The organism is Mesorhizobium sp. M7A.F.Ca.US.005.03.1.1 (assembly GCF_003997975.1).
In the GTDB taxonomy this organism is placed as follows: Bacteria; Pseudomonadota; Alphaproteobacteria; order Rhizobiales; family Rhizobiaceae; genus Mesorhizobium; species Mesorhizobium ciceri.
The window spans coordinates 25,298-44,119 of sequence record NZ_RZRO01000027.1 but is presented as its reverse complement, the minus strand read 5'-3'; the positions used below and the strand labels follow the sequence as shown (position 1 = coordinate 44,119).

Genomic DNA, 18,822 nt, shown 5'->3' with positions numbered 1-18,822 from the left:
GCGCCATCTCGCCAAGCCAGTTTCATGGGATGAAATTATATATATCAAGGTTCATGTCGCGCAACGACTAACACCGCGCGAGGCGTATAAATTCAGACTGCAGGCGAAGTTGAACCTCTACCAGCAGACGTAGCCGCCATCGACAATCAGGTCGAGGCCGGTGACGAAGCTCGCTGCGCGGCTGGCCAGGAACACCGTCGGTCCGACCATTTCCTCCGGCGCCGCCATCCGCCCCATCGGCGTGTCGCGCTTGAAGATCTTCACCTCTTCGGCCACCTCAGGCCGCTTGTTCATCGGCGTCAGTGTGTAGCCCGGGCTGACGACATTGACGCGCAGGCCGCGATCGGCCCACTCCATAGCGAGACTCCTGGACATGTGGATGACGGCGGCCTTCGAAGAATTGTAGTGCGCCTGCGTCAGGCCCCGGTTGACGATGGTGCCCGACATCGAGGCGATGTTGATGATCGAGCCCTTGCCTCGCACCAGCATCTTGCGCGCTTCGGCCTGACAGGACAGGAACACGCCGGCGACATTGACCTCGTGCACCTTCTGCCACGTCTCCAGCGGCATCGTCTCGGCGGGTTCGGAGCCGGCAATGCCGGCATTGTTGACCGCAACGGTCAGCGCACCGAGTTCGCTCTCGACTCGATCGATCGCCGCCGCCAGATCGCTCTGCGATGTCACTGTACCGTTCAGCACCAGCGCCTTGCGGCCGAGTGCCGTGATCCGGTGCGCCGTTTCATCCAGCCCACCTTTCGACGCATGACCAAAACAGGCGATGTCGGCGCCTGCCTCGGCCAGCCCGATCGCGATGGCCTGGCCGATGCCGCTGCCGGCGCCGGTGACCAGCGCGACATCGCCATCCAGCTTGAAAAGATCCATCGAGTGTCCTCCCTGTCTCAGGAGGGTATGCGCTGACCCGTGCTTCGATCAAGCGCCCGCGCGCAAGCGGCGTCGATGCCTAGAAATAACCGTTCGACGCGGCCGTGGCTTCCTTCGGGATTTCGACGCCATCGACCAGGATCTTGTCGACCAGCTCGTGGTGGAAACAGACCAGCCCCTTGATGCGCTCCGCCTCGTGCACCGGCTCAGGATAATACCAGACCAGGTTCTCGTGGCGCTTGGCCTTGGTCGTCACGTGATAGTAGTTGGAGATGCCCTTGTAAGGACAGCGCGAGATGTAGCGGCTGGGCGCGAACATATCGAGCCGCGTGTCGGCGATCGGCAGATAGTGGCGCACCGGATGGCCGGTCTCGAACAGGAACACGCCGCGGCGTGAATCGGCGACCTGCTCACCATCGAGGATGACCTGCACGCGCCGCGACGACGGCAGGCAGTCGACGCGGCGGAACGGATCGCGGGCGTGGACAAAGATCTCCTCGTCCTCCTCGAACCAGTGCCCCATCTTGCTCCAGGTGAACGACATGTAGTCCGATATCGGCGGACAGCCCTTGACCGGATCGAGATAGCGCCAGGCCGCGTCCTCGACCAGCGTGATGCCGGTGTTGAGCGAATAGTGGGTGGCTGTGCCCTTGAATGGGTCCTCTATCGTGGTCTTGCTCGGCAGCAGGAACTCCTCGCGAACGTCGCCGATCGGAAAATAGTAGACCGGCAGATGATCGGATTCGTAGAACACCAAGGCGTTGGTCGTATCGGCCACGGTCATTGACCCCACCTGCACGCGCAGGCGCTTCTGCGTCGGCATGGTGAAGGCTATGTAGCCCGGCTCGAAGTCGTACTGCACGATGGTATCGAGCAAGGGAAAATGCGGCCCGCGGCCGCGCAGATGAGGCTTGCGAATGGTAGTCTCCCGTTTTGTTTCTTTTGTCATCGGGCGTTGAGGCACGATCAGCTCAGGGACACGCGATCGAGCAGCAGGCCGGCGGCGATCGGCGGCAAGCCGCTGACATTCTTGCGCACCGGCACCAGCAGATCGGGGAAATAGCTGAAGATGACAGGCGTCTCGTCGAGCAGCAGTTTCTGGATGTCGGAGGCGGCAGCGCGTTGCGCGCCGACATCGAGCGCCTTGAGATAGCTGGTGACCATGCCGTCATAGGCCGGGCTCTTGAAATGCGCCGCATTCCACGGACCGTCGCTGACCAGCGGGCTCTTCAGGAAGACGTTCGGCACGCTGCGATGGGCGTAGTCGGTGATGCCAAGTGGGCTGTCCAGCCAGTCCGACTGGCCGAACACCGCCTTGCCGTAATATTTGTCCTGGTCTTCGATGTTGAGCGAGATGCGGGCACCGATTTCCTTGGCGAAATTCTGGAACAATTGCGCGTAGCCGGGAATGTCGGAATAGCGCAGCGTCGTTAGCGTGATGTCGAAACCACTGGCAAGGCCCGCCGCCTCCAGCAACTGCTTGGCCTTGGCGATATCCTGGACGCGCTGCGGCACCGTCTTGTCGGTTGCGGGGAAAGCGGGTGCGAAGGGGCTGTCATTGCCGGTCGCCGCCATGCCGCGGCACAGCCCGTCGACCAGCTTGGAGCGGTCGATGCACAGCGCCAGCGCCTGGCGCACGCGCTTGTCGGTGAAGGGGCCGGTGTCGCAGCGCATGTGAAGCTGCCGGTGCGCGGTCGAAGCGACACGCAGCACCGTGATATCAGGACTGTTCAGCACCACCTGGCTTACATCGAGCGGAACGGCGTCGAGAATGTCGACCTCGCCGGCCTGCAGCGCCAGGATGCGCGGCTGCACGTCGCCGTAGAATTTGAATTCGAGCCGGTCGGGCAGCGCCTTCTCGCCCCAATAGTCGGTATTGCGGATGAAGGTCGCGCCGACCTTTGGCGTGTAGGTCTCCAGCCGGAATGGCCCGGTTCCTTCGAACGTCTTTTCGTAGTCGCCCTTGTAGCTCGCCGGCAGGATGACGGCGTTGTAATTGTCGATCGACACCGAATAGGGAAAGCTGCCATTCGGCGCATCGAGATGGAAGGCGACGGTGTGGTCGTCGACCTTCCGGGTGCCGCCTTTCGACAGCAGCCCCTTGAACACGGAAAGTGCATTGGAAGCGCCGTTGGGGTCGGCCAGCCGGTCGAAGGTCGCGACGACGTCGTCGGCCTTGAAATCCTCGCCATTGTGGAATTTCACGCCCTTGCGCAGCTTGAACGTCCAGACGCTGCCGTCCTCGTTCGGCGCCCAACTCTCCGCCAGCACCGGCTTCAAGGTGAGGTCCGGCTGCGTGATGCAGAGAAATTCGGCGGTCTGGAAAACCAGCTGGTAGCTGCCGCTGTCATAATAGGTGACGGGATCGATGGCGCCGCCCGGCGTCGCCACGCCGGCGCGCACCGTGCCGCCCGGCTTGCCCTCCGCGCGTGCTTGCTGCGTGCCGAGGCCGGCGGCCGCGACAAGGCTGCCCAGGAACGGCAGTGAGAGACCAAGCACGCTGCCATGGCGCAGGAAGTCGCGGCGGTCCATCCTGCCGGCCAGCAATTCGTCGACAGCGGAATTTTCGATTGCAGTGAGCGTTCTGCGAGCGTTGTCGATCATCCGGAAATGCTTGGGCATGGCTGGATTCCTCGCTTGTCTTGGGGTTCGGCCATCTAGTTCATTGTTGACTGCCGCCGGAAAGCGATATTTTTTGATAGGGGTCATCGAAATTTTCGATGCAGAGGTGGGCATGGACACTGAAAATCTGCGCAGCTTTCTCGAAGTCGCCACCCATGGCAGCTTCACCGTTGCGGCCAGCCGGCTCAACCTCGCGCAGTCCACCGTCAGCGCACGGATCAGGGGGCTGGAGGAGCAGTTGGGCCGCCGGCTTTTCGTGCGCGACCGCGATGGCGTCACGCTGACGCCGGCCGGGCGGCAGTTCCTGCCACATGCCTCTTCCATCACCCGAACCTGGGAGCAATCGCGGCAGGACATCGCCGTTCCCGATGGCTACGAGACCTTGCTGCGGCTGACCGCGCCTGCCTATCTGTGGGACCGCATCACCTCGCCATGGGTCGAGTGGATGCGCGCCAGGCGGCCGAACGTGGCGCTGCGGCTGGAGGGCAGCTTCCCGGACTCGGCGATCGACCAGCTGACGGAAGGCCTGCTCGACATCTGCATCCTCTACCTGCCGCGACCGCATCCCGGCATCGTCTACGAAACGCTGGCCGTCGATCAGGTCGTGCTGGTGCAGCACGCCGCGCAGAACAGGCCGTGGACCGAAAACTACATCCTGATGGACTGGGGGCTTGAGTTCCGCATCGAGCACGACCGCGCCTATGCCGGCATGGTCAAGCCGGCCATATCGGCGGGGCTGGTCTTCATCGGGCTGCAGCATGTCCTGTCGCAGCAGGCCGCCGCCTATCTGCCGCTCAGCGCCGTCAGCGGTCATATCGAGCGCGGCGAGATGCGGCGCATCGACAATACGCCGGTGTTCCAGCGGCCGATCTACCTCGCCTATCCCTCGAACCCCGCCTCGTCGGATGTTCTGGATGTCGCGCTCACAGGCCTGCGCACGCTGGCCAGAGACTGGGCCGAAGGGCAGGGCTTTTCGGAAGGCGACCGTGCTCTCAGCATGGCCGGCCAGATCTGACCGGCCAAGCCACGCGGGTGATGGTGACGCTCGCTATGCCGGCTCGGTCACGGCCGCTCTCTGCAGCCTGGCCAGTTCGGCATATGGAATGTGGCAGCGGATCGAATGGCCGGGCTGGGCCTCGCTCAGCGGCGGCTCCTGCTGTTCGCAGATCGGACCGATCTTGCGCGGGCAGCGCGTGTGGAACACGCAGCCCGACGGCGGATTGGTGGCGCTCGGGATTTCGCCGTCGAGACGAATGCGCGCCGTCTCGGTCTGGTCGAGTTTGGGCACGGCCGACAGCAGCGCTTCGGTGTAGGGATGATGCGGCCCGGAAAAGACCTCTTCCGACGGTCCGAGCTCCATGATGCGGCCGAGATAGAGCACGGCGATCTTGTCGGAGAGGTAACGCACCACGGCCAGATCATGCGAGATGAAGATGTAGCTGACGTCTTCCTTCGACTGCAGGTCGGCGAGCAGATTGAGGATGGCCGCCTGCACCGAGACGTCGAGCGCCGAGGTCGGCTCGTCGCAGACGACGATGCGCGGGTCGCCGGCGAAGGCGCGGGCGATGGCGACGCGCTGCTTCAGGCCGCCGGACAGCTGGCGTGGCTTGACGGCAAGATGCCGGTCCGTAAGCCGCACCGAGCGGATAAGGTCGTTGAGACGAGCCTCCAGCGCCTTGCCGGAGAGGCCCGCCAGCCGCTTCAGCGCGCGTCCGATCAGATGCCGGATCGAATGCGATCGGTTGAGTGCGGAGTCCGGGTTCTGGAAGACGATCTGCATCGCCTTGATCTGGTCGTCGCTGCGGTTCTCCAGCCTGGGCGCCAGCGCCTTGCCTTCCAGCTCGATCGTGCCGCCTGCGTCCGGCGGCACAAGGCCGAGCAGCAGCCTGGCGAAGGTCGTTTTGCCGCTGCCGGATTCGCCGACCAGCCCGAGCGTTTCGCCAGGCCGCAGGTCGAGCGACACGTCCTTCACGGCGCGCAGTGCATGGCCATGGCTGGCATAGGTCTTGTTCAGCCCGGTGACGCGCAGCACCGGCGCTGCCGCCGCCCTTGGTACAGGCGCCACATCGCTCGGCGTCGCGCGCGGCAGCGCCTGCGCCTTGTCGTGATGAAAGCAGCGCGACAGCCGGCCGCCCAGATCGTAGAGTGGTGGCAATTCGCTGCGGCAGCGGTCGTCGGCGAGCGCGCAGCGATCGGCGAAGGCGCAGCCCTTGATGTCGACCCCGATGCCGGGCAGGAAGCCGGGAATGGTGTCGAGGCGGCCCTGGTCCTTGCGCTGGCCCCCGCGCGGCAGGCAGCGCAGCAAGGCTACGGTGTAGGGATGGCGCGGGTCGTTGAAGACGACCTCCGTCGGTCCTTCCTCGACCAGCATGCCGGCATAGAGCACGCCGACGCGGTCGCACATGTTGGAGACGACGGCGAGGTTGTGGCTGATAAACAGGATCGAGGCCGACAGTTCTTGCCGCAGCTGTGCGATCAGGTCGAGCACTTCGGCCTCTACCGTCGCATCGAGGCCGGTGGTCGGCTCGTCGAGGATCAGCATCGAGGGATCGTTGGCCAGCGCCATGGCAATCGCCACGCGTTGCTGCATGCCGCCGGAAAGCTGGTGCGGGTAGCGCTGCATGACGCTGACGGGGTCGGAGATGCGCACGCGGTTCAGCATCGCAATCGCCCGGTCGGTGGCCGCTTGTCCCGAAATGCCGCCGAGTTCAAAAATCTCGGTCAACTGACGGCTGACGCGGATCGACGGGTTCAGCGCCTTGCCCGGGTCCTGATAGACCATGGAGACGCTTTCGGCCCGCGCCCGCCTGAGCGCCTCGGCGTCGAGTTTCATCACGTTCTGGCCGTCGAGCGATATCGTGCCGCCGGTGATAGAACCGTTTCTCGGCAGATAGCGCACCACCGTAAGCGCCACGGTGGATTTGCCGCAGCCGGATTCGCCGACCAGGCCATAGGCTTCGCCCTGGCCGATGGTGAGGCTGAGGTTACGCAGCACGGCGCGGTTGCGGCCGGCGACGCGGTAGGCAACCGAAAGATCGGTGACTTCGAGTGCGTTTTCGGCCTTGGCGGAGTTAGTCATTGAGCGCTCCGTGAACGCCGTCGGCGGCCAGGTTGACGCCGATGACCAGCGAGGCGATGGCGAGCGCATCGAACAGCACCGTCCACCAGAAGCCGCCGCCGATCATGCCGTAATTGTTGGAGATCGACAGCCCCCAGTCGGGCGAGGGCGGCTGGATGCCGAAACCCATGAAGGAGAGCGTGGCGACGGCGAAGATGGCATAGCCGAGCCGCACAGTGGTTTCGACCAGGATCGGCGGAATGACGTTGGGCAGGATCTCGACGAACATCGTATGCAGGGCACTTTCATGCCTTAGCTGCGCGGCAGCGACATAGTCGAGTTCACGCTCGGCCAGCACCGCGGAGCGCACGGTGCGCGCGATGATCGGCGCGAAGCTCAAGCCGATGACGACGATGACCGTCGTCTTCGAGGTGCCGAGCGCAACGATCGCCAGCAACGCAACGATGACCACCGGGATCGCCATGAAGGCTTCCAGGATTCGGCTGACGACATCGTCGACGAGGCCGCGAAAATAGCCGGTGACGAGGCCGAGCGCCGTGCCGGCCACTGTCGCCAGCAAGGTCGCCAGCGGGGCGACGGTCAGGATGTCGCGCGAGCCGACGATGACGCGCGAGAAGACGTCGCGGCCGATCTGGTCGGTGCCGAACCAGTGTTCGGAAGAAGGCGGCGCCAGCGCGTTGATGATGTCGTCGGCGAGCGGGTCGTAGGGTGCGAAGTGCTCGCCGAACAGCGCGCAGGCAACCCAGAACAGCACGATGGCGAAACCGACAAGGAATGTTCGCGAGCGCAGCAGCGAGAAGAAGACCTCGGCCAGCGGGCCGCGCGGGCGCGTGTCGTCGGGTGTCGAGGAGGTGGTCTGGATGGTGCTCATTGGTCTGACCCCAGCCGGATGCGCGGATTGAGCACGGAGTAGAGGAAGTCGGCGACAAGAGTGGCCACGGCATAGACGATGCCGATGGTGAGGATGCCGGATTCCAGCATCGGGAAATCCTTGCCGCGCGCGGCAGTGAAGATCAGCGAGCCGATGCCCTGGTAGCGAAACAGCGTTTCGATGACGACAAGGCCGCCGATGAGGTAGCCGGTCTGCGTGGCGATAACGGTGATGGTCGGCAGCAGCGCATTGCGCAGCACATGGCGCCAGATCACCGTGCGCCAGGGCAGGCCCTTCAGCACGGCCGTTCGCGTGTAGTCGGAATCGAGCGCTTCGATCATGCCGGAGCGCGCCATGCGGGCGATGTAGCCGAACAGCACCAGGAACAGCGGCAGCGACGGCAGGATCAGGTAGTAGAGCTGCGTGAAGAAGCCGGCGTCGCGCGGCCATGCGGCCGATATCGGCAGCCAGCGCAGCCAGACACCAAAGATCAGGATCAGGATGATGCCGGTGACGAATTCCGGCAGCACCGTCACCGACAGACCGCCGAGGCTGATGATGCGGTCGAGCGGGCGGTTGAGGTTGAGCGCGGCGACGACGCCGCCGAGGATGCCGATCGGTACCACCAGCACGAAGGCGACCGCCGCCAGCTTCATCGAATTGCCGAGCGCATCGATGACGAAAGGCGCGACCGGCGAGCGGAAGATGTAGGACGTGCCCATGTCGCCCTGGACGAAATTGGAGATCCAGCCCCAGTACTGTGCCAGCAGCGGGCGATCGACACCGAGCGTGTGATTGAGCGCGTCGACCGCGCGCTGGTCGGCGAACGGACCCAATATGGCGCGCCCGACATTGCCGGGCAGCACCTGGCCGCCCAGGAACACCATGATGCTGAGCAGGAACAGCGTCACCAGCGACAGCGAGACACGCCGGGCAAGGAAGGAGAGAATGGCTAAGACTCCTTGTGGAGCCAGCCCCATGCGGGAGCTGGCTGTTAGAGGATTGGCTTTCCCTTTGAGCATGATCCCGAAAAGTGGGGACCGGTTTTCGGAAAAGGTCATGCTCCAACAAAGAGTTAGTTCAGGCTTTCGATGCCTTGTCGAGGAACAGCTGCGACATGGCGGTCGGCTGTACGCCGGCCACGCCCTTCGCCGTCGCCGTCAGATAGTCGTAGAAATAGCCGAAAATAACAGGCGTTTCCTCGAGCAACAGCTTCTGGATCTTGCCGGCGTCGGCCTTCTGCGCCTCGAGGTCGAGTGCTGCGATGTAGCTGGTCGCCAGCGCGTCATAGTCCTTGTTCTTGAAATGCGCCGCATTCCAGGTGCCTTCGCTCTTCAGCGGTGCCGCAAGATAGACGTTCGGCACGCCGCGGTGGCCGTAGTCGGTGATGCCCATCACCGAATCCAGCCAGTTCGACTTGCCGAACACCGCGTCTCCGTAATAGCCGCTCTGGTCGAGGATGTTGAGGTCGAGCTCGACGCCGATCTCCTTGACCCAGTTCTGGATGAGCTGGGCGTATTCGGGGATTTCCAGGTAGCGTTCGGTGGTCAGGGTTATCTTGAAGCCCTGGCCAAGGCCGGCTGCTTCCATGAGCTGCTTGGCCTGGGCGATATCCTGCTTGCGTTGCGGCACGCTCGTATCGGTCGAAGGATAGACGGCGGCGAACGGGCTGTCATTGCCCAGGGCGGAGCGTCCCTTCATCAGGCCGGCGGCCAGCTTGTCGCGATCGAGGCAGAGCGCAATGGCTCGGCGCACGCGCGCATCCTTCAACGGACCCTCGTCGCAGCGCATGTGCAGCTGCTGATGGGCCGACGACTTCAGGCTGATGATGTCGATGTTCGGATCGTTGAGCAGAGCGACGCCGGCCAACACCGGCATCTGGTTGATGATGTCGACCTGTCCGCCCTGCAGCGCCAGGATCTGCGGCTGCATGTCGGTGAAGAAGGTGAATTCGGTGCGCTCGGGCAAGGCCTTGGGACCCCAATAGTCCTCGTTGCGGACGAAGGACGCGCCGACCTTTGCCGTGTATTTCTCAATTCTGAACGGCCCGGTGCCGTCGAAGCTCTTTTCGTAGTCGCCCTTGTAGCTCGCCGGGATGATGACGGCGTTGTAGTTGTCGGACGACAGCATGTAGGGGAAGTTGCCGTTCGGCGCATCGAGGTGGAATTCCACCGTGTAGTCGTCGACCTTCTTTGAAGCGCCTTTCTGCAGGATGCCGGTGAACACCGACAGCGCATTGGACGAGTTGGCCGGGTCGGCAAGGCGGTCGATGCTGGCCACGACGTCGTCGGCCTTCATCTCGCCGCCGCTGTGGAATTTTACGCCCTTGCGCAGCTTGAAGGTCCACACCGTGCCGTTGTCGTTCGGTTTCCAGCTTTCGGCCAAGGCCGGCTGCAGCACCAGATCGGGGCCGTCGACGCAAAGGAATTCGGCAACCTGCTGCATGATCAGCAGGCCGCCGGCGTCTGCAATGCTGACCGGGTCGATCGTCGCCGCCGGCACACTGCTGGCGACGCGGATGGTGGCGCCCGGCGCGCCCTGGGCGCGCGCCAGCGACGGCATGCCGCCAAGGCCGGCGGCCATGCCTATGCGGCCCAGCAGCGGCAGCGACAGGCCGAGCAGGCTGCCGTGACGGACGAAGTCGCGGCGGCTGACACGGCCGTCGACGAGGCCGTCGATCAGGTGATTTTCAAGCGGCGTGCGATTGCGCCGGATAAGGTCGAGAATGCTGTGGTTCTTGCTCATGGGTTTTTACCCTTTCCCCTATTTCTTATGGTTGACGAAATTTTCGTGGATTGCTCCATTTTCCCGGCACCGGAGGCCTGTCTACCGGAACTTTAGCATGCGGTTTTGTCCGGTCCATCCAGTCGTGGCGTGGACGCTCGGGATTGTGGCTGCACGGCTTCCACCGTCTTTGTCCAACCTTCCCGACCGAAATCGCGGCGGTTGGCTTCTCGTGTCTGGCCGTCGGTCTTGGCCGCTAGCCGTCATCTAGTTCAGCGGCAAACGGCGATAGGTTCCGGGCTTTGCCGGGTCATGATACTTGTTGCACGGTCCTTTCTCGGTAAAGTCTCTGTGACAGGCAGCGAGGTTTTCGCGCGACAAGGTGACGCCGAGACCGGGACCTTCCGGAACGCGCACGACATTGTTTTTCGGCGAAAACGGTCCTTCCTCGGTGACATCCATCGGCAGCATGCGAAACAGCGACTGGTTCGGCTCCCTGATCCAGCCGAGTGCCGCGCACAGATGCAGATAGGCGGCGCTGCCGATGCCGCTGTCGCCGCTGTAGCACCAGAAATCGATCCCGGCATGCTCGCAGGCGCCGACGAAGCGCAACAGCCGGCCGATGCCGCCATGCGTCGTCGGGTTGCCGACGAAGGCGTCCGGCACTTTGGTTTCCATGGCGCGCGCAATGTCGATGTTGTGGGTCGAGAACGGGATCGAGCAATGGCGCCGCAACTCGCGCATCTCCTCGATGGTCGCCACCGGATCCTCCCAGTTGCGCACGCCCAATTCTTCCAGCGGGCGCGCCAGCCGCCGCGCGGTGCTGAGCGAATAGGCCTGGTTGGAATCGATACGGATCATCGCATCGTCGCCGAGTTTTCTGCGGATCAGCTCGACCATCCTGAGCGAGATTTTCGGATCTTCGGTCGAGAACTTGCCTTCGAAGAAAGTCGTTCCATGCGTCTCGTGCAATTCGACGCAATAGTCGGCGACTTCCTGGGGCGTCGTCTCGCCCTTCACATTTGGCCCATCACCGCGCAGCGAAAAATAGTCGGTGAACGGGATATCCTTGCGTACGGCGCCGCCAAGCAACTGATAGAGCGGCTGGTTCCACGCCTTGCCGCGCAGGTCCCACAAAGCCATCTCGATGGCGCCGAAAGCCATGATGCGCGTGCGGTCGTTGATCGACTGCACGCCGGTCCAAAAGGGCAGGCAGACATGCTCGGCGCCGGCGATGTCGAAGGCATCGCGCCCGACCAGCCGCGGCGCCAGGACATTATTGATGATCGCGGCCGCCGCTGGCGTCGGCGCTTCGCCGAGGCCGACCAGGCCATCCTCGGTCTCGACTTCGACGACGGTCGGTGAAAATCCGTCGAGTTCGCCGAACACCCAGGCATAGGGCGCTTCGAGGCGCAGATTGATCGGCGTGGCTTTGATGCTGCGGATTTTCATCTCAGCGCCCGACCTCGAAGAACGGCGCGCCGAGCAGATCGGGAACGACGTCTATGCCGAGACCCGGCCCGTCTGGAATGCCCATGCGGCTGCCGGTGACCGGTGGCATGTTCGATGCCGTGCGCACCGTCACCCATTCATGGAAGGCGATGGCGTGCAGCCGGCGCTCTTCCGGCGTCGACAGCGACAGATGCGCCATCGCCGCGGTGTCGATCTCGGCGCCGCCCGTGTCCTCGACCGTGATCATGAAGCCGAGGTCGACGGCAATGTCGCGGATCTGGCGCGTCTTCGTCACGCCGCCAAGGCGCGAGATCTTCAGCGTCAGCCCGTCGGCCGCGCCCAGGCGATGAATTTCCAGCATCGCCTCGAGCGAGGTGACGGATTCGTCGAGCACCATCGGCTTGTCGAGCATGCGGCGCACCGACATGTTTTCATCGATCGTGGTGCAGGGCTGCTCGAACGTGTAGTCGATGGCGCGCGTGGCATCGGCGAATTGGCGCGCCTGATAGGGAGTCCAGCCGGCATTGGCGTCGCAGAAGATGACCGTGCCTTTCGGCACCGAGGAGGCAACCGCGATGACGCGTTCGATGTCGTCATGGACATTGCCGCCGACCTTGACCTGCAGCCGGTGGAAGCCGTCCTTGACGATGCGCTTGGCCAGCGCGGCCATGGCGTCGACGCTCCCGTGCGTGACGACCTTGTAGAGTTCCGCGGTGTCGCTTTCCTTGCCGCCGAGCAGCGTGACCAGCGGCACGTCGGCTGCGCGCGCCGCCAGATCCCAGCAGGCCATGTCGAGCGCCGACTTGATGTAGGGATGGCCCTTGAACACCGTGTCCATCAGCCGCCCGATGCTGGCCAGCCCGCGCGGATCGCGGCCGATCAGATGCGGCGCGATCTCGACCACGCCGGCGCGAACGCCGGCGGGGAAGGCGGCCGAGTAAAAATTGCCGAGCGGCGCCATCTCGCCCCAGCCGGTGATGCCGCTGTCTGATGTCATGGACACGATCACGGCGTCGAAGGCGTCGGCCTCGCGCCCCTTCGACATGCGGTATGGCCCGTCAACGAAGGGCTGCATGACGTGGTAGGCCTTGATGGTCTCGATCTGCACGTGTCTTGTCCGCTGTCTGTGGTGTTGGGAACGGGTCAGGCGCCCCTCGATGGGCGTTGTTCGAGGCCGCGGGCGTAGGCAAGCAACTCCTCGAAGTCGAGATCGATATGCTCCCTGGCATGGCACTGGGCCGCACGCATGTCCTTGCCCTTCAGCAACCGCACATAGGTTTCGTGAACGTCTTCGGCCGGCACCGGCTCGTTGCGGGCATGCTGGTGGAGCGCGAAATACATCTGCAGCCGGCTGGTCAGCCGCTGCCAGGTTTCCAGCAGCACCGAATTGTCGGCCCATTCGTAGATCAGGCCATGCAGTTGCAGCGCGGTTTCGATCTGGCGTGTCGTGTCCAATGCGCGGGTCGCCTGCTTCACGGCTTCGTGGCGCCGATCGAGCTCGTCGAAGAAGCGCTGGTCACGCAGCGGCCACGCCCGCTCGATGGCCAGCTCGTCCATCACCTTGTTGAACGAATAGGCATCGTCGATGTCCTTGGCTGTGACCTCGATGACGAAGGTGCCGGCATAGGGGATGCTGGTCAGGATGCCTTCCTGGACCAGCTCGCGCATCGCCTCGCGCAGCGGCGCGCGGCTGACCCGCATCTGTTCGGAAATCCGCAGTTCGTTGAGCTTCTGGCCGGGTGCGAGCTGCCCGGTCAGGATCGCGCGCCGCAACAGCGCAACGATCTCGGCGCGTCGCGTCGTGTCCGCGATCGGACTGAAATCCGCTTTCGCCATTCGGCCACTCCCAGGAAACCGAAAGCAAGACAAGCAGATTGTCGACAATCTAACAAGAGGCTATCTCAATTGATTGGCCAACGCTGCTGAGACCGTTTCGAAATTCCCCCTGGCGAGTCATATGGAGCCGCTGTGGAACGGTTGCCGCCGCTGAATGCGATCAAGACTTTTGAAGTTGCCGCCCGTGCCGGCAGCTTCACTCTGGCCGCCTCTGAACTCGGCGTGTCCTCTGCAGCGGTCAGCCAGCAGATACGCAATCTCGAAACCTGGTTCGGCAAGCAGCTGTTCGTGCGCAGCGGCAACCGCATCGCGCTCACCGACGCCGATCGCCTCGGCAAGGCTCGGCCTGGGCATCGCGCTTGGCCAGCGGGTCATGGCGCACGCCGATCTGGAGGCCGGTCGGCTGATTGCGCTCTCCTCGTCTCGGTGCACCTCGGGCACCCCTATTGTGCATTCATGCCGCCGGCCAAGGCCGACCGGGCCGATGTTGCCGGTCTGGTGGAACTGCTCAGTCGAGCGGCGCCCGCGACCTGTGGGAAGGCCGGGGCGCCGCGCTGAAGCCGGATCCTGACGGGGGTGTTCAGGTGGCCGGCTTTTCCGGTATCGGCGATACGGGCGCTCCGGGGCCGATCTTCTGCAGATTGCCCGTAATCACCTGGTCGCCCTCGGCGACGCCGCTGAGGATGGCGACCTGATCGCCGCTCGTCGGTCCGAGCGAAACCAGCCGCTGGTCGACCGTATTGCCCTTGCCGACGACATAGAGATATTTGCCGAGCTGGCTTGAGCCCAGCGCCGTCTGTGGCACCATCAGCGCATCGGCCTGCTCTCTCACATGCAGCCGGACACGGACATATTGGCCCGGCAGCAGCGTGAACTTGCCATTGCCGATCGTCGCGCGCGCCGTGATCGTGCCGGTCGAGCGGTCGACCGAATTGTCGATGAAGGTAAGCTCGCCCTTCTGGCTTGCCTCGGTCTGGCCGGGGAGCAGGACATCCACTTCGATCGGGCCGTTCGCACGGGCTTGCTCGATCTCGGTCAGATCCGTCTCGCTCGGGTTGAAGGTGACGTAGATCGGGTCGAGCTGCACCAGCGTGTTGAGCACGGTGCCGGCGACGCTGACCAGCGTTCCGACCGAGGCCTGGTTGCGGCCAAGGCGCCCGGCAAACGGCGCCCGGATTTCAGCGTAGCTCAGATTGAGCTCTGCCGTGCGGACCGCCGCCTGGTTCAGCGCCAGCGATGCCTGCGCTTCGCGCAAGGTGCTGGTGCGCTGGTCGAAGCCGTCCTTGGCGAGGTAGCCGCTCTTGGCGAGCTCGGTGCCGCGACCAAGATTCGAGCGGGCATAGTCGAGCGTCGCCGTGTCGCGCTGCACTTGGGCCTTGGCCTGGTCGAGCGCCGCCTGGAAGTCGTCAGGCGAGATCTTGTAGAGAAGATCGCCTTGCCGGACGTCGACGCCGTCGGCTGCGGTCTGCTCCTGCAGATAGCCGGGAATCCTCGCCTGTAAGGTGATGCTGCGGATCGGCTCTGTCCGCGCGGCATAGTCGAGGTAGATCGGGATCGTCTTCTTGACGACGCTGACCACCGGCACCGGCATGACGAACGCCGCCGGGGCGGGCGCCGCACCTGCCGTGCCGGCATTGAGGCTGAGATTGCCCATATCGAGCAGGTGGACGCTGGCCACCGAGATCGCACCCAGCGCGACAGCCGTTCCCAACGCGATTTTCCATTTACGCATGATCAGTCTCCAATCTTATTCGGCCGCTTCCGCCAGGGGCGGTAAAGCGTGCTCAGCAGTTGGTTCATTGTCTTGAGAGGTGGGCTCGTCTTTGCCGCGGCGTTCACGCAGCTGTTCGATGACCGCGTAGAACACCGGCACGAACACCAGCGACAGGATGGTCGCCGCGACCATGCCGCCGAACACGGTGGTGCCGATCGACTGCCGGCTTGCCGCACCGGCGCCGGTCGCAAACATCAGCGGCAGCACGCCGAGGATGAAGGCGAAGGCCGTCATCAGGATCGGCCGCAGCCTGAGCCGTGCCGCCTCCATCGCCGCGTCGACGATGCTGAGGCCTTCCTCGCGCCGTCGCCTTGCGAATTCGACGATCAGGATCGCATTCTTGGCCGCCAGGCCGATCAGCATGACGAAGCCGATCTGCGAGTAGACGTCGATCTGCATGCCACGCAGCAACAACGCTGCGAAGGCGCCGAACAGGGCCAGTGGCACCGCCAACAGCACCATGAACGGCATCGCCCAGCTCTCATACTGCATCGCCAGGATCAGGAAGACGAAGACAATGGCGAGGCCGAAGACGACGGACGCGATCGATCCTGCCTTGAGCTCCTGGAAGGTGATGCCGGTCCATTCGAAACCGAAATCCCTTGGCAGCGCGGTTGCAGCGGCCCGTTCCATGGCGGCAACCGCCTGGCCGGAGGAAAAGCCCGGTGCGGCGCCGCCATTGATCGAGGCCGAGGCATTGTTGTTGTAGTGCGGCACGGTCTCCGGGCCGACGAAGGGCACGAGTTTGCCCAGCGTCGAGAGCGGCACCATGCCGCCGGAGGCATTGCGCACATAGAGCCGCGAAATGTCGGCGGCACCTGCACGTGCATCCTTGTCGGCCTGGATGGTCACCCGGAAGGTGCGGCCAAACAGGTTGAAGTCGTTGACGTAGAGCGAGCCGAGATAGATCTGCAGCGTGTTGAAGACATCGGGCAGGTTGAGGCCGAGCAGTTTGGCCTTGCTGCGGTCGAGGTCGTAGTTGAACTGTGGCGTCGAGGTCGAGAACGGCGAGAACAGCTGCTGCGGGTTGATTTCCGGCTGCTTGCGCGCCTCGGCGATCACGGCTTGCGTCGCATCGTTGAGGGCTGAACTGCCGCGGCCGGTCAGATCCTCGACGACGAATTCGAAGCCGCCCGTCGTGCCGATACCGGGGATCGACGGCGGATCGAAGCTCAGCGCGAAGGCTTCCGGGATCTGCATCAGCTTGCCGCGCACATCGGCGACGAGCTTCGATGCGCTCTGGTCGGGGCCCCGCTCCTCCCATGGCTTCAGGATGGCGAATTCGACCGCCGAATTCGATTGCGCGGCACTGGTCAGGAAGTTCAGGCCGCTGATCGAGCCGACGATGTCGACGCCGGGCGTCGCCTGCAGGATGTCGCGTGCCTTCTGCGCCACCGCGTCGGTGCGTTCCAGCGATGCGCCGTCGGGCAACTGGATGACGACGAAGAAATAGCCCTGGTCCTCGACCGGAAGGAAGGTCGAGGGCAGGCGCTGCCAGACGAAGTAGGTGGCGACCAGCCCCGCCGCGAACAGGCCGAGCATGATCCAGCGCAAACGGATGAGGATGCGCACACCATTGGCATAGGCGTGCGACAGCCTGTCGAAGCCGGTGTTGAACCAGCGGAACGGGGCGAACTGCGTTTCGCCGCGATGCCGCAGGAAGGCGGCACTGAGCGCGGGGCTCAGCGTCAGCGAGTTGAAGGCGGAGATGCCGACGGAGATCGCCACCGTCAGTGCGAACTGGTTGTAGAGCTTGCCGGAGACGCCGGGAATGAAGGCGACCGGCACGAACACCGCCATCAGCACCGCGGTGGTGGCGATGATCGGGCCGGTGACCTCGGTCATTGCGGCCTTGGTCGCCGCAAGCGGTTTGAGCCCGGCCTCCAGCTGTCGTTCGACATTCTCGACCACGACGATGGCGTCGTCGACGACGAGGCCGATCGCCAGCACCATGCCGAGCAGGGAGAGCATGTTGAGCGAGAAGCCGAGCATCTCCATGACGACCAGCGTCGCCACCAGCGACACCGGAATGGCGATGGTCGGGATGATCGTCGTGCGCCAGCTTTGCAGGAAGAGGAACACCACGGCGACGACCAGCACCAGCGCTTCGCCGAGCGTGATCAGCACGTCATGCATCGACGCCGAGACGAAACGGGTGGTGTCGTAGTGCATCGCATAGGACACGCCCTTCGGGAAACGGCCCGACAGCTCCTGCATCTTGTCCTTGACGCGCTGCTGCAGATCGAGCGCGTTGGAGCCGGGCATCTGGTAAACGGCAAGCACCACGGTCGGGTCTTTACCGAAGAAGGCAGACGACGAATATTGCAGCGCGCCGAGTTCGATGCGGGCGACGTCGCGCAGCCTGACCAGCGAGCCGGTATCGGTGTTGGCGCGCACGACGATGTCGCCGAATTCCTTGGGATCGCTCAAGCGGCCGACGGCGTTGACCTGCATCTCGAAGGCGGTGCCGGCGGGTGCCGGCGACTGGCCGATCTTGCCGGCCGCCACCTGGACGTTCTGTTCGGCGATGGCGTTTTGCACATCGACGGCGGTGATGCCGAGATTGGCGAGCTTGTCGGGATCGAGCCAGACGCGCATCGAATAGCGCCGCTCGCCGAAGATCTGCACGTCGCCGACGCCGGGCAGCCGCTTCAGCGGGTCGACCACCTGCAGATAGGCAAGGTTGCTCAGCGCCACCGGATCGACCGAACTGTCGGGCGAAGTCAGGTTGACGATCAGGACGAAGTTCGGATTCTGCTTCTTGATCGTCACGCCGCCCTGGTTGACGATCGCCGGCAGCGACGAGGCGGCCTGCGAGACGCGGTTCTGCACGTCGACGGCGGCGGTGCTCAGCGAATAGCCGACATCGAAGGTGATGGTGATGGTCGAGGAGCCGTCATTGGAACTCGTCGACGACATGTAGGTCATGCCCTGCACGCCGTTGATCTGCTGCTCCAGCGGCGTCGTCACCGTGTCGGCCACCACTTGTGCGCTGGCGCCCGGATAATGGGCGCTGACCACGACCTGCGGCGGCGTGATGTCGGGAAACTGCGAGACGGGCAGCAGGAAATAACAAATCGACCCGGCGAGCACCATGATGATGGCGATCGCCGAGGCGAAGATCGGACGGTGAATGAAAAAGTTTACCACGACACGCACGCCTCTCCGGCTGCTGTTGCCCGCCCGAAGGCGCTGGCAACCCTGGACAGCCTTTGGCCGCGCTTGTCACCGAGGCCGTCCCGCGAACGCAGCAACGGCACCTCGCCACGCTGCGTATCGGCGAGCGAGCGCAACATCGTCTCGAAGGCGCGCGGGTCGACGCCATCGGCTTTCATGACCAGCCGGATCATCGGATCCCGGACGGCTTCATCTATGGTAAGATCGCGGCGCTGTGGCATGGCCGGCTCCTTGTCTGTCGATTCGCAGCCCGTGCTCGCGAACCGTTTTCATCTCTTCACCGGCCGAGGCCGCATGATTGGCAGTTTCTCGCCCCTCTCGTCTGGCAGGGCCGTTCACGGCCTTGTTATTGACGGTGGACGATATAGGTGTTACCAGTAAGTAACATTCTGGAAGTTACAGACC

General features: G+C 64.0%; 15 protein-coding genes. 2 read left to right on the top strand and 13 right to left on the bottom strand.

Annotated elements, in window-relative coordinates; all coding sequences use genetic code 11:
- Positions 1 to 117: 117 nt before the first annotated feature.
- The 3 genes from EN990_RS14100 to EN990_RS14090 form a co-directional block, all read right to left on the bottom strand.
- Positions 118 to 882 carry an SDR family oxidoreductase gene (locus EN990_RS14100; protein ID WP_013532887.1) on the bottom strand — a complete coding sequence of 255 codons (765 nt, stop codon included), beginning with the start codon at positions 880 to 882 and terminating at the stop codon, positions 118 to 120.
- 79 nt (positions 883 to 961) lie between these two features.
- On the bottom strand, positions 962 to 1,852 hold the full coding sequence (locus EN990_RS14095; RefSeq protein ID WP_164753535.1) for a DUF427 domain-containing protein: 891 nt from the start codon (positions 1,850 to 1,852) through the stop codon (positions 962 to 964).
- Positions 1,849 to 3,504: an ABC transporter substrate-binding protein gene (locus EN990_RS14090; protein WP_027163831.1), complete on the bottom strand. Its 1,656-nt coding sequence runs from the start codon at positions 3,502 to 3,504 to the stop codon at positions 1,849 to 1,851. The genes EN990_RS14095 and EN990_RS14090 overlap by 4 nt, the downstream gene beginning before the upstream one ends.
- A gap of 112 nt (positions 3,505 to 3,616) precedes the next feature.
- Here EN990_RS14090 and EN990_RS14085 point away from each other — a divergent pair, with 112 nt between their 5' ends.
- Positions 3,617 to 4,519 carry a LysR family transcriptional regulator gene (locus tag EN990_RS14085; RefSeq protein ID WP_127384733.1) on the top strand — a complete coding sequence of 301 codons (903 nt, stop codon included), beginning with the start codon at positions 3,617 to 3,619 and terminating at the stop codon, positions 4,517 to 4,519.
- A gap of 33 nt (positions 4,520 to 4,552) precedes the next feature.
- Here EN990_RS14085 and EN990_RS14080 read toward each other — a convergent pair whose 3' ends face one another.
- The 7 genes from EN990_RS14080 to EN990_RS14050 all read right to left on the bottom strand — a co-directional run bounded on the left by EN990_RS14080 (position 4,553) and on the right by EN990_RS14050 (position 13,466).
- Entirely contained in the window at positions 4,553 to 6,583 is a 2,031-nt protein-coding gene (locus EN990_RS14080) for an ABC transporter ATP-binding protein (RefSeq protein WP_127368702.1), read from the bottom strand.
- The gene (locus EN990_RS14075) at positions 6,576 to 7,454 is read right to left on the bottom strand and encodes an ABC transporter permease (protein ID WP_027163828.1); all 879 of its coding nucleotides are present in this window, start codon (positions 7,452 to 7,454) and stop codon (positions 6,576 to 6,578) included. Before EN990_RS14075 ends, EN990_RS14080 begins: the two co-directional genes overlap by 8 nt.
- Positions 7,451 to 8,434 carry an ABC transporter permease gene (locus EN990_RS14070; RefSeq protein WP_181172681.1) on the bottom strand — a complete coding sequence of 328 codons (984 nt, stop codon included), beginning with the start codon at positions 8,432 to 8,434 and terminating at the stop codon, positions 7,451 to 7,453. The genes EN990_RS14075 and EN990_RS14070 overlap by 4 nt, the downstream gene beginning before the upstream one ends.
- A gap of 100 nt (positions 8,435 to 8,534) precedes the next feature.
- Positions 8,535 to 10,199 carry an ABC transporter substrate-binding protein gene (locus EN990_RS14065; protein ID WP_013532880.1) on the bottom strand — a complete coding sequence of 555 codons (1,665 nt, stop codon included), beginning with the start codon at positions 10,197 to 10,199 and terminating at the stop codon, positions 8,535 to 8,537.
- A 246-nt stretch (positions 10,200 to 10,445) separates the two neighbouring features.
- Positions 10,446 to 11,630: a mandelate racemase/muconate lactonizing enzyme family protein gene (locus tag EN990_RS14060; protein WP_127368703.1), complete on the bottom strand. Its 1,185-nt coding sequence runs from the start codon at positions 11,628 to 11,630 to the stop codon at positions 10,446 to 10,448.
- Position 11,631: 1 nt separating this feature from the next.
- Positions 11,632 to 12,738 (bottom strand): mandelate racemase/muconate lactonizing enzyme family protein, encoded by a 1,107-nt coding sequence (locus EN990_RS14055; RefSeq protein WP_024502610.1) that lies wholly within the window; start codon positions 12,736 to 12,738, stop codon positions 11,632 to 11,634.
- A 35-nt stretch (positions 12,739 to 12,773) separates the two neighbouring features.
- On the bottom strand, positions 12,774 to 13,466 hold the full coding sequence (locus tag EN990_RS14050; RefSeq protein WP_013532877.1) for a GntR family transcriptional regulator: 693 nt from the start codon (positions 13,464 to 13,466) through the stop codon (positions 12,774 to 12,776).
- 132 nt (positions 13,467 to 13,598) lie between these two features.
- On the opposite strand from EN990_RS14050, the gene EN990_RS36645 reads away from it, so the two are divergent.
- Complete coding sequence (locus EN990_RS36645; protein ID WP_281040634.1) at positions 13,599 to 14,024, top strand: LysR family transcriptional regulator; 426 nt, start codon at positions 13,599 to 13,601, stop codon at positions 14,022 to 14,024.
- A gap of 22 nt (positions 14,025 to 14,046) precedes the next feature.
- Here EN990_RS36645 and EN990_RS14040 read toward each other — a convergent pair whose 3' ends face one another.
- From EN990_RS14040 to EN990_RS14030, 3 genes are read right to left on the bottom strand one after another with little or no spacing between them, the layout of a single operon-like run.
- A complete protein-coding gene (locus tag EN990_RS14040) occupies positions 14,047 to 15,198 on the bottom strand; it encodes an efflux RND transporter periplasmic adaptor subunit (protein WP_013532876.1) in 1,152 nt (383 codons plus the stop codon).
- Between the two features lie 15 nt (positions 15,199 to 15,213).
- Positions 15,214 to 18,390: a multidrug efflux RND transporter permease subunit gene (locus tag EN990_RS14035; protein WP_024502613.1), complete on the bottom strand. Its 3,177-nt coding sequence runs from the start codon at positions 18,388 to 18,390 to the stop codon at positions 15,214 to 15,216.
- Positions 18,384 to 18,638, bottom strand: a complete 255-nt coding sequence (locus tag EN990_RS14030; protein WP_024502614.1) for a hypothetical protein — start codon at positions 18,636 to 18,638, stop codon at positions 18,384 to 18,386. The genes EN990_RS14035 and EN990_RS14030 overlap by 7 nt, the downstream gene beginning before the upstream one ends.
- Between the last annotated feature and the right edge of the window lie 184 nt (positions 18,639 to 18,822).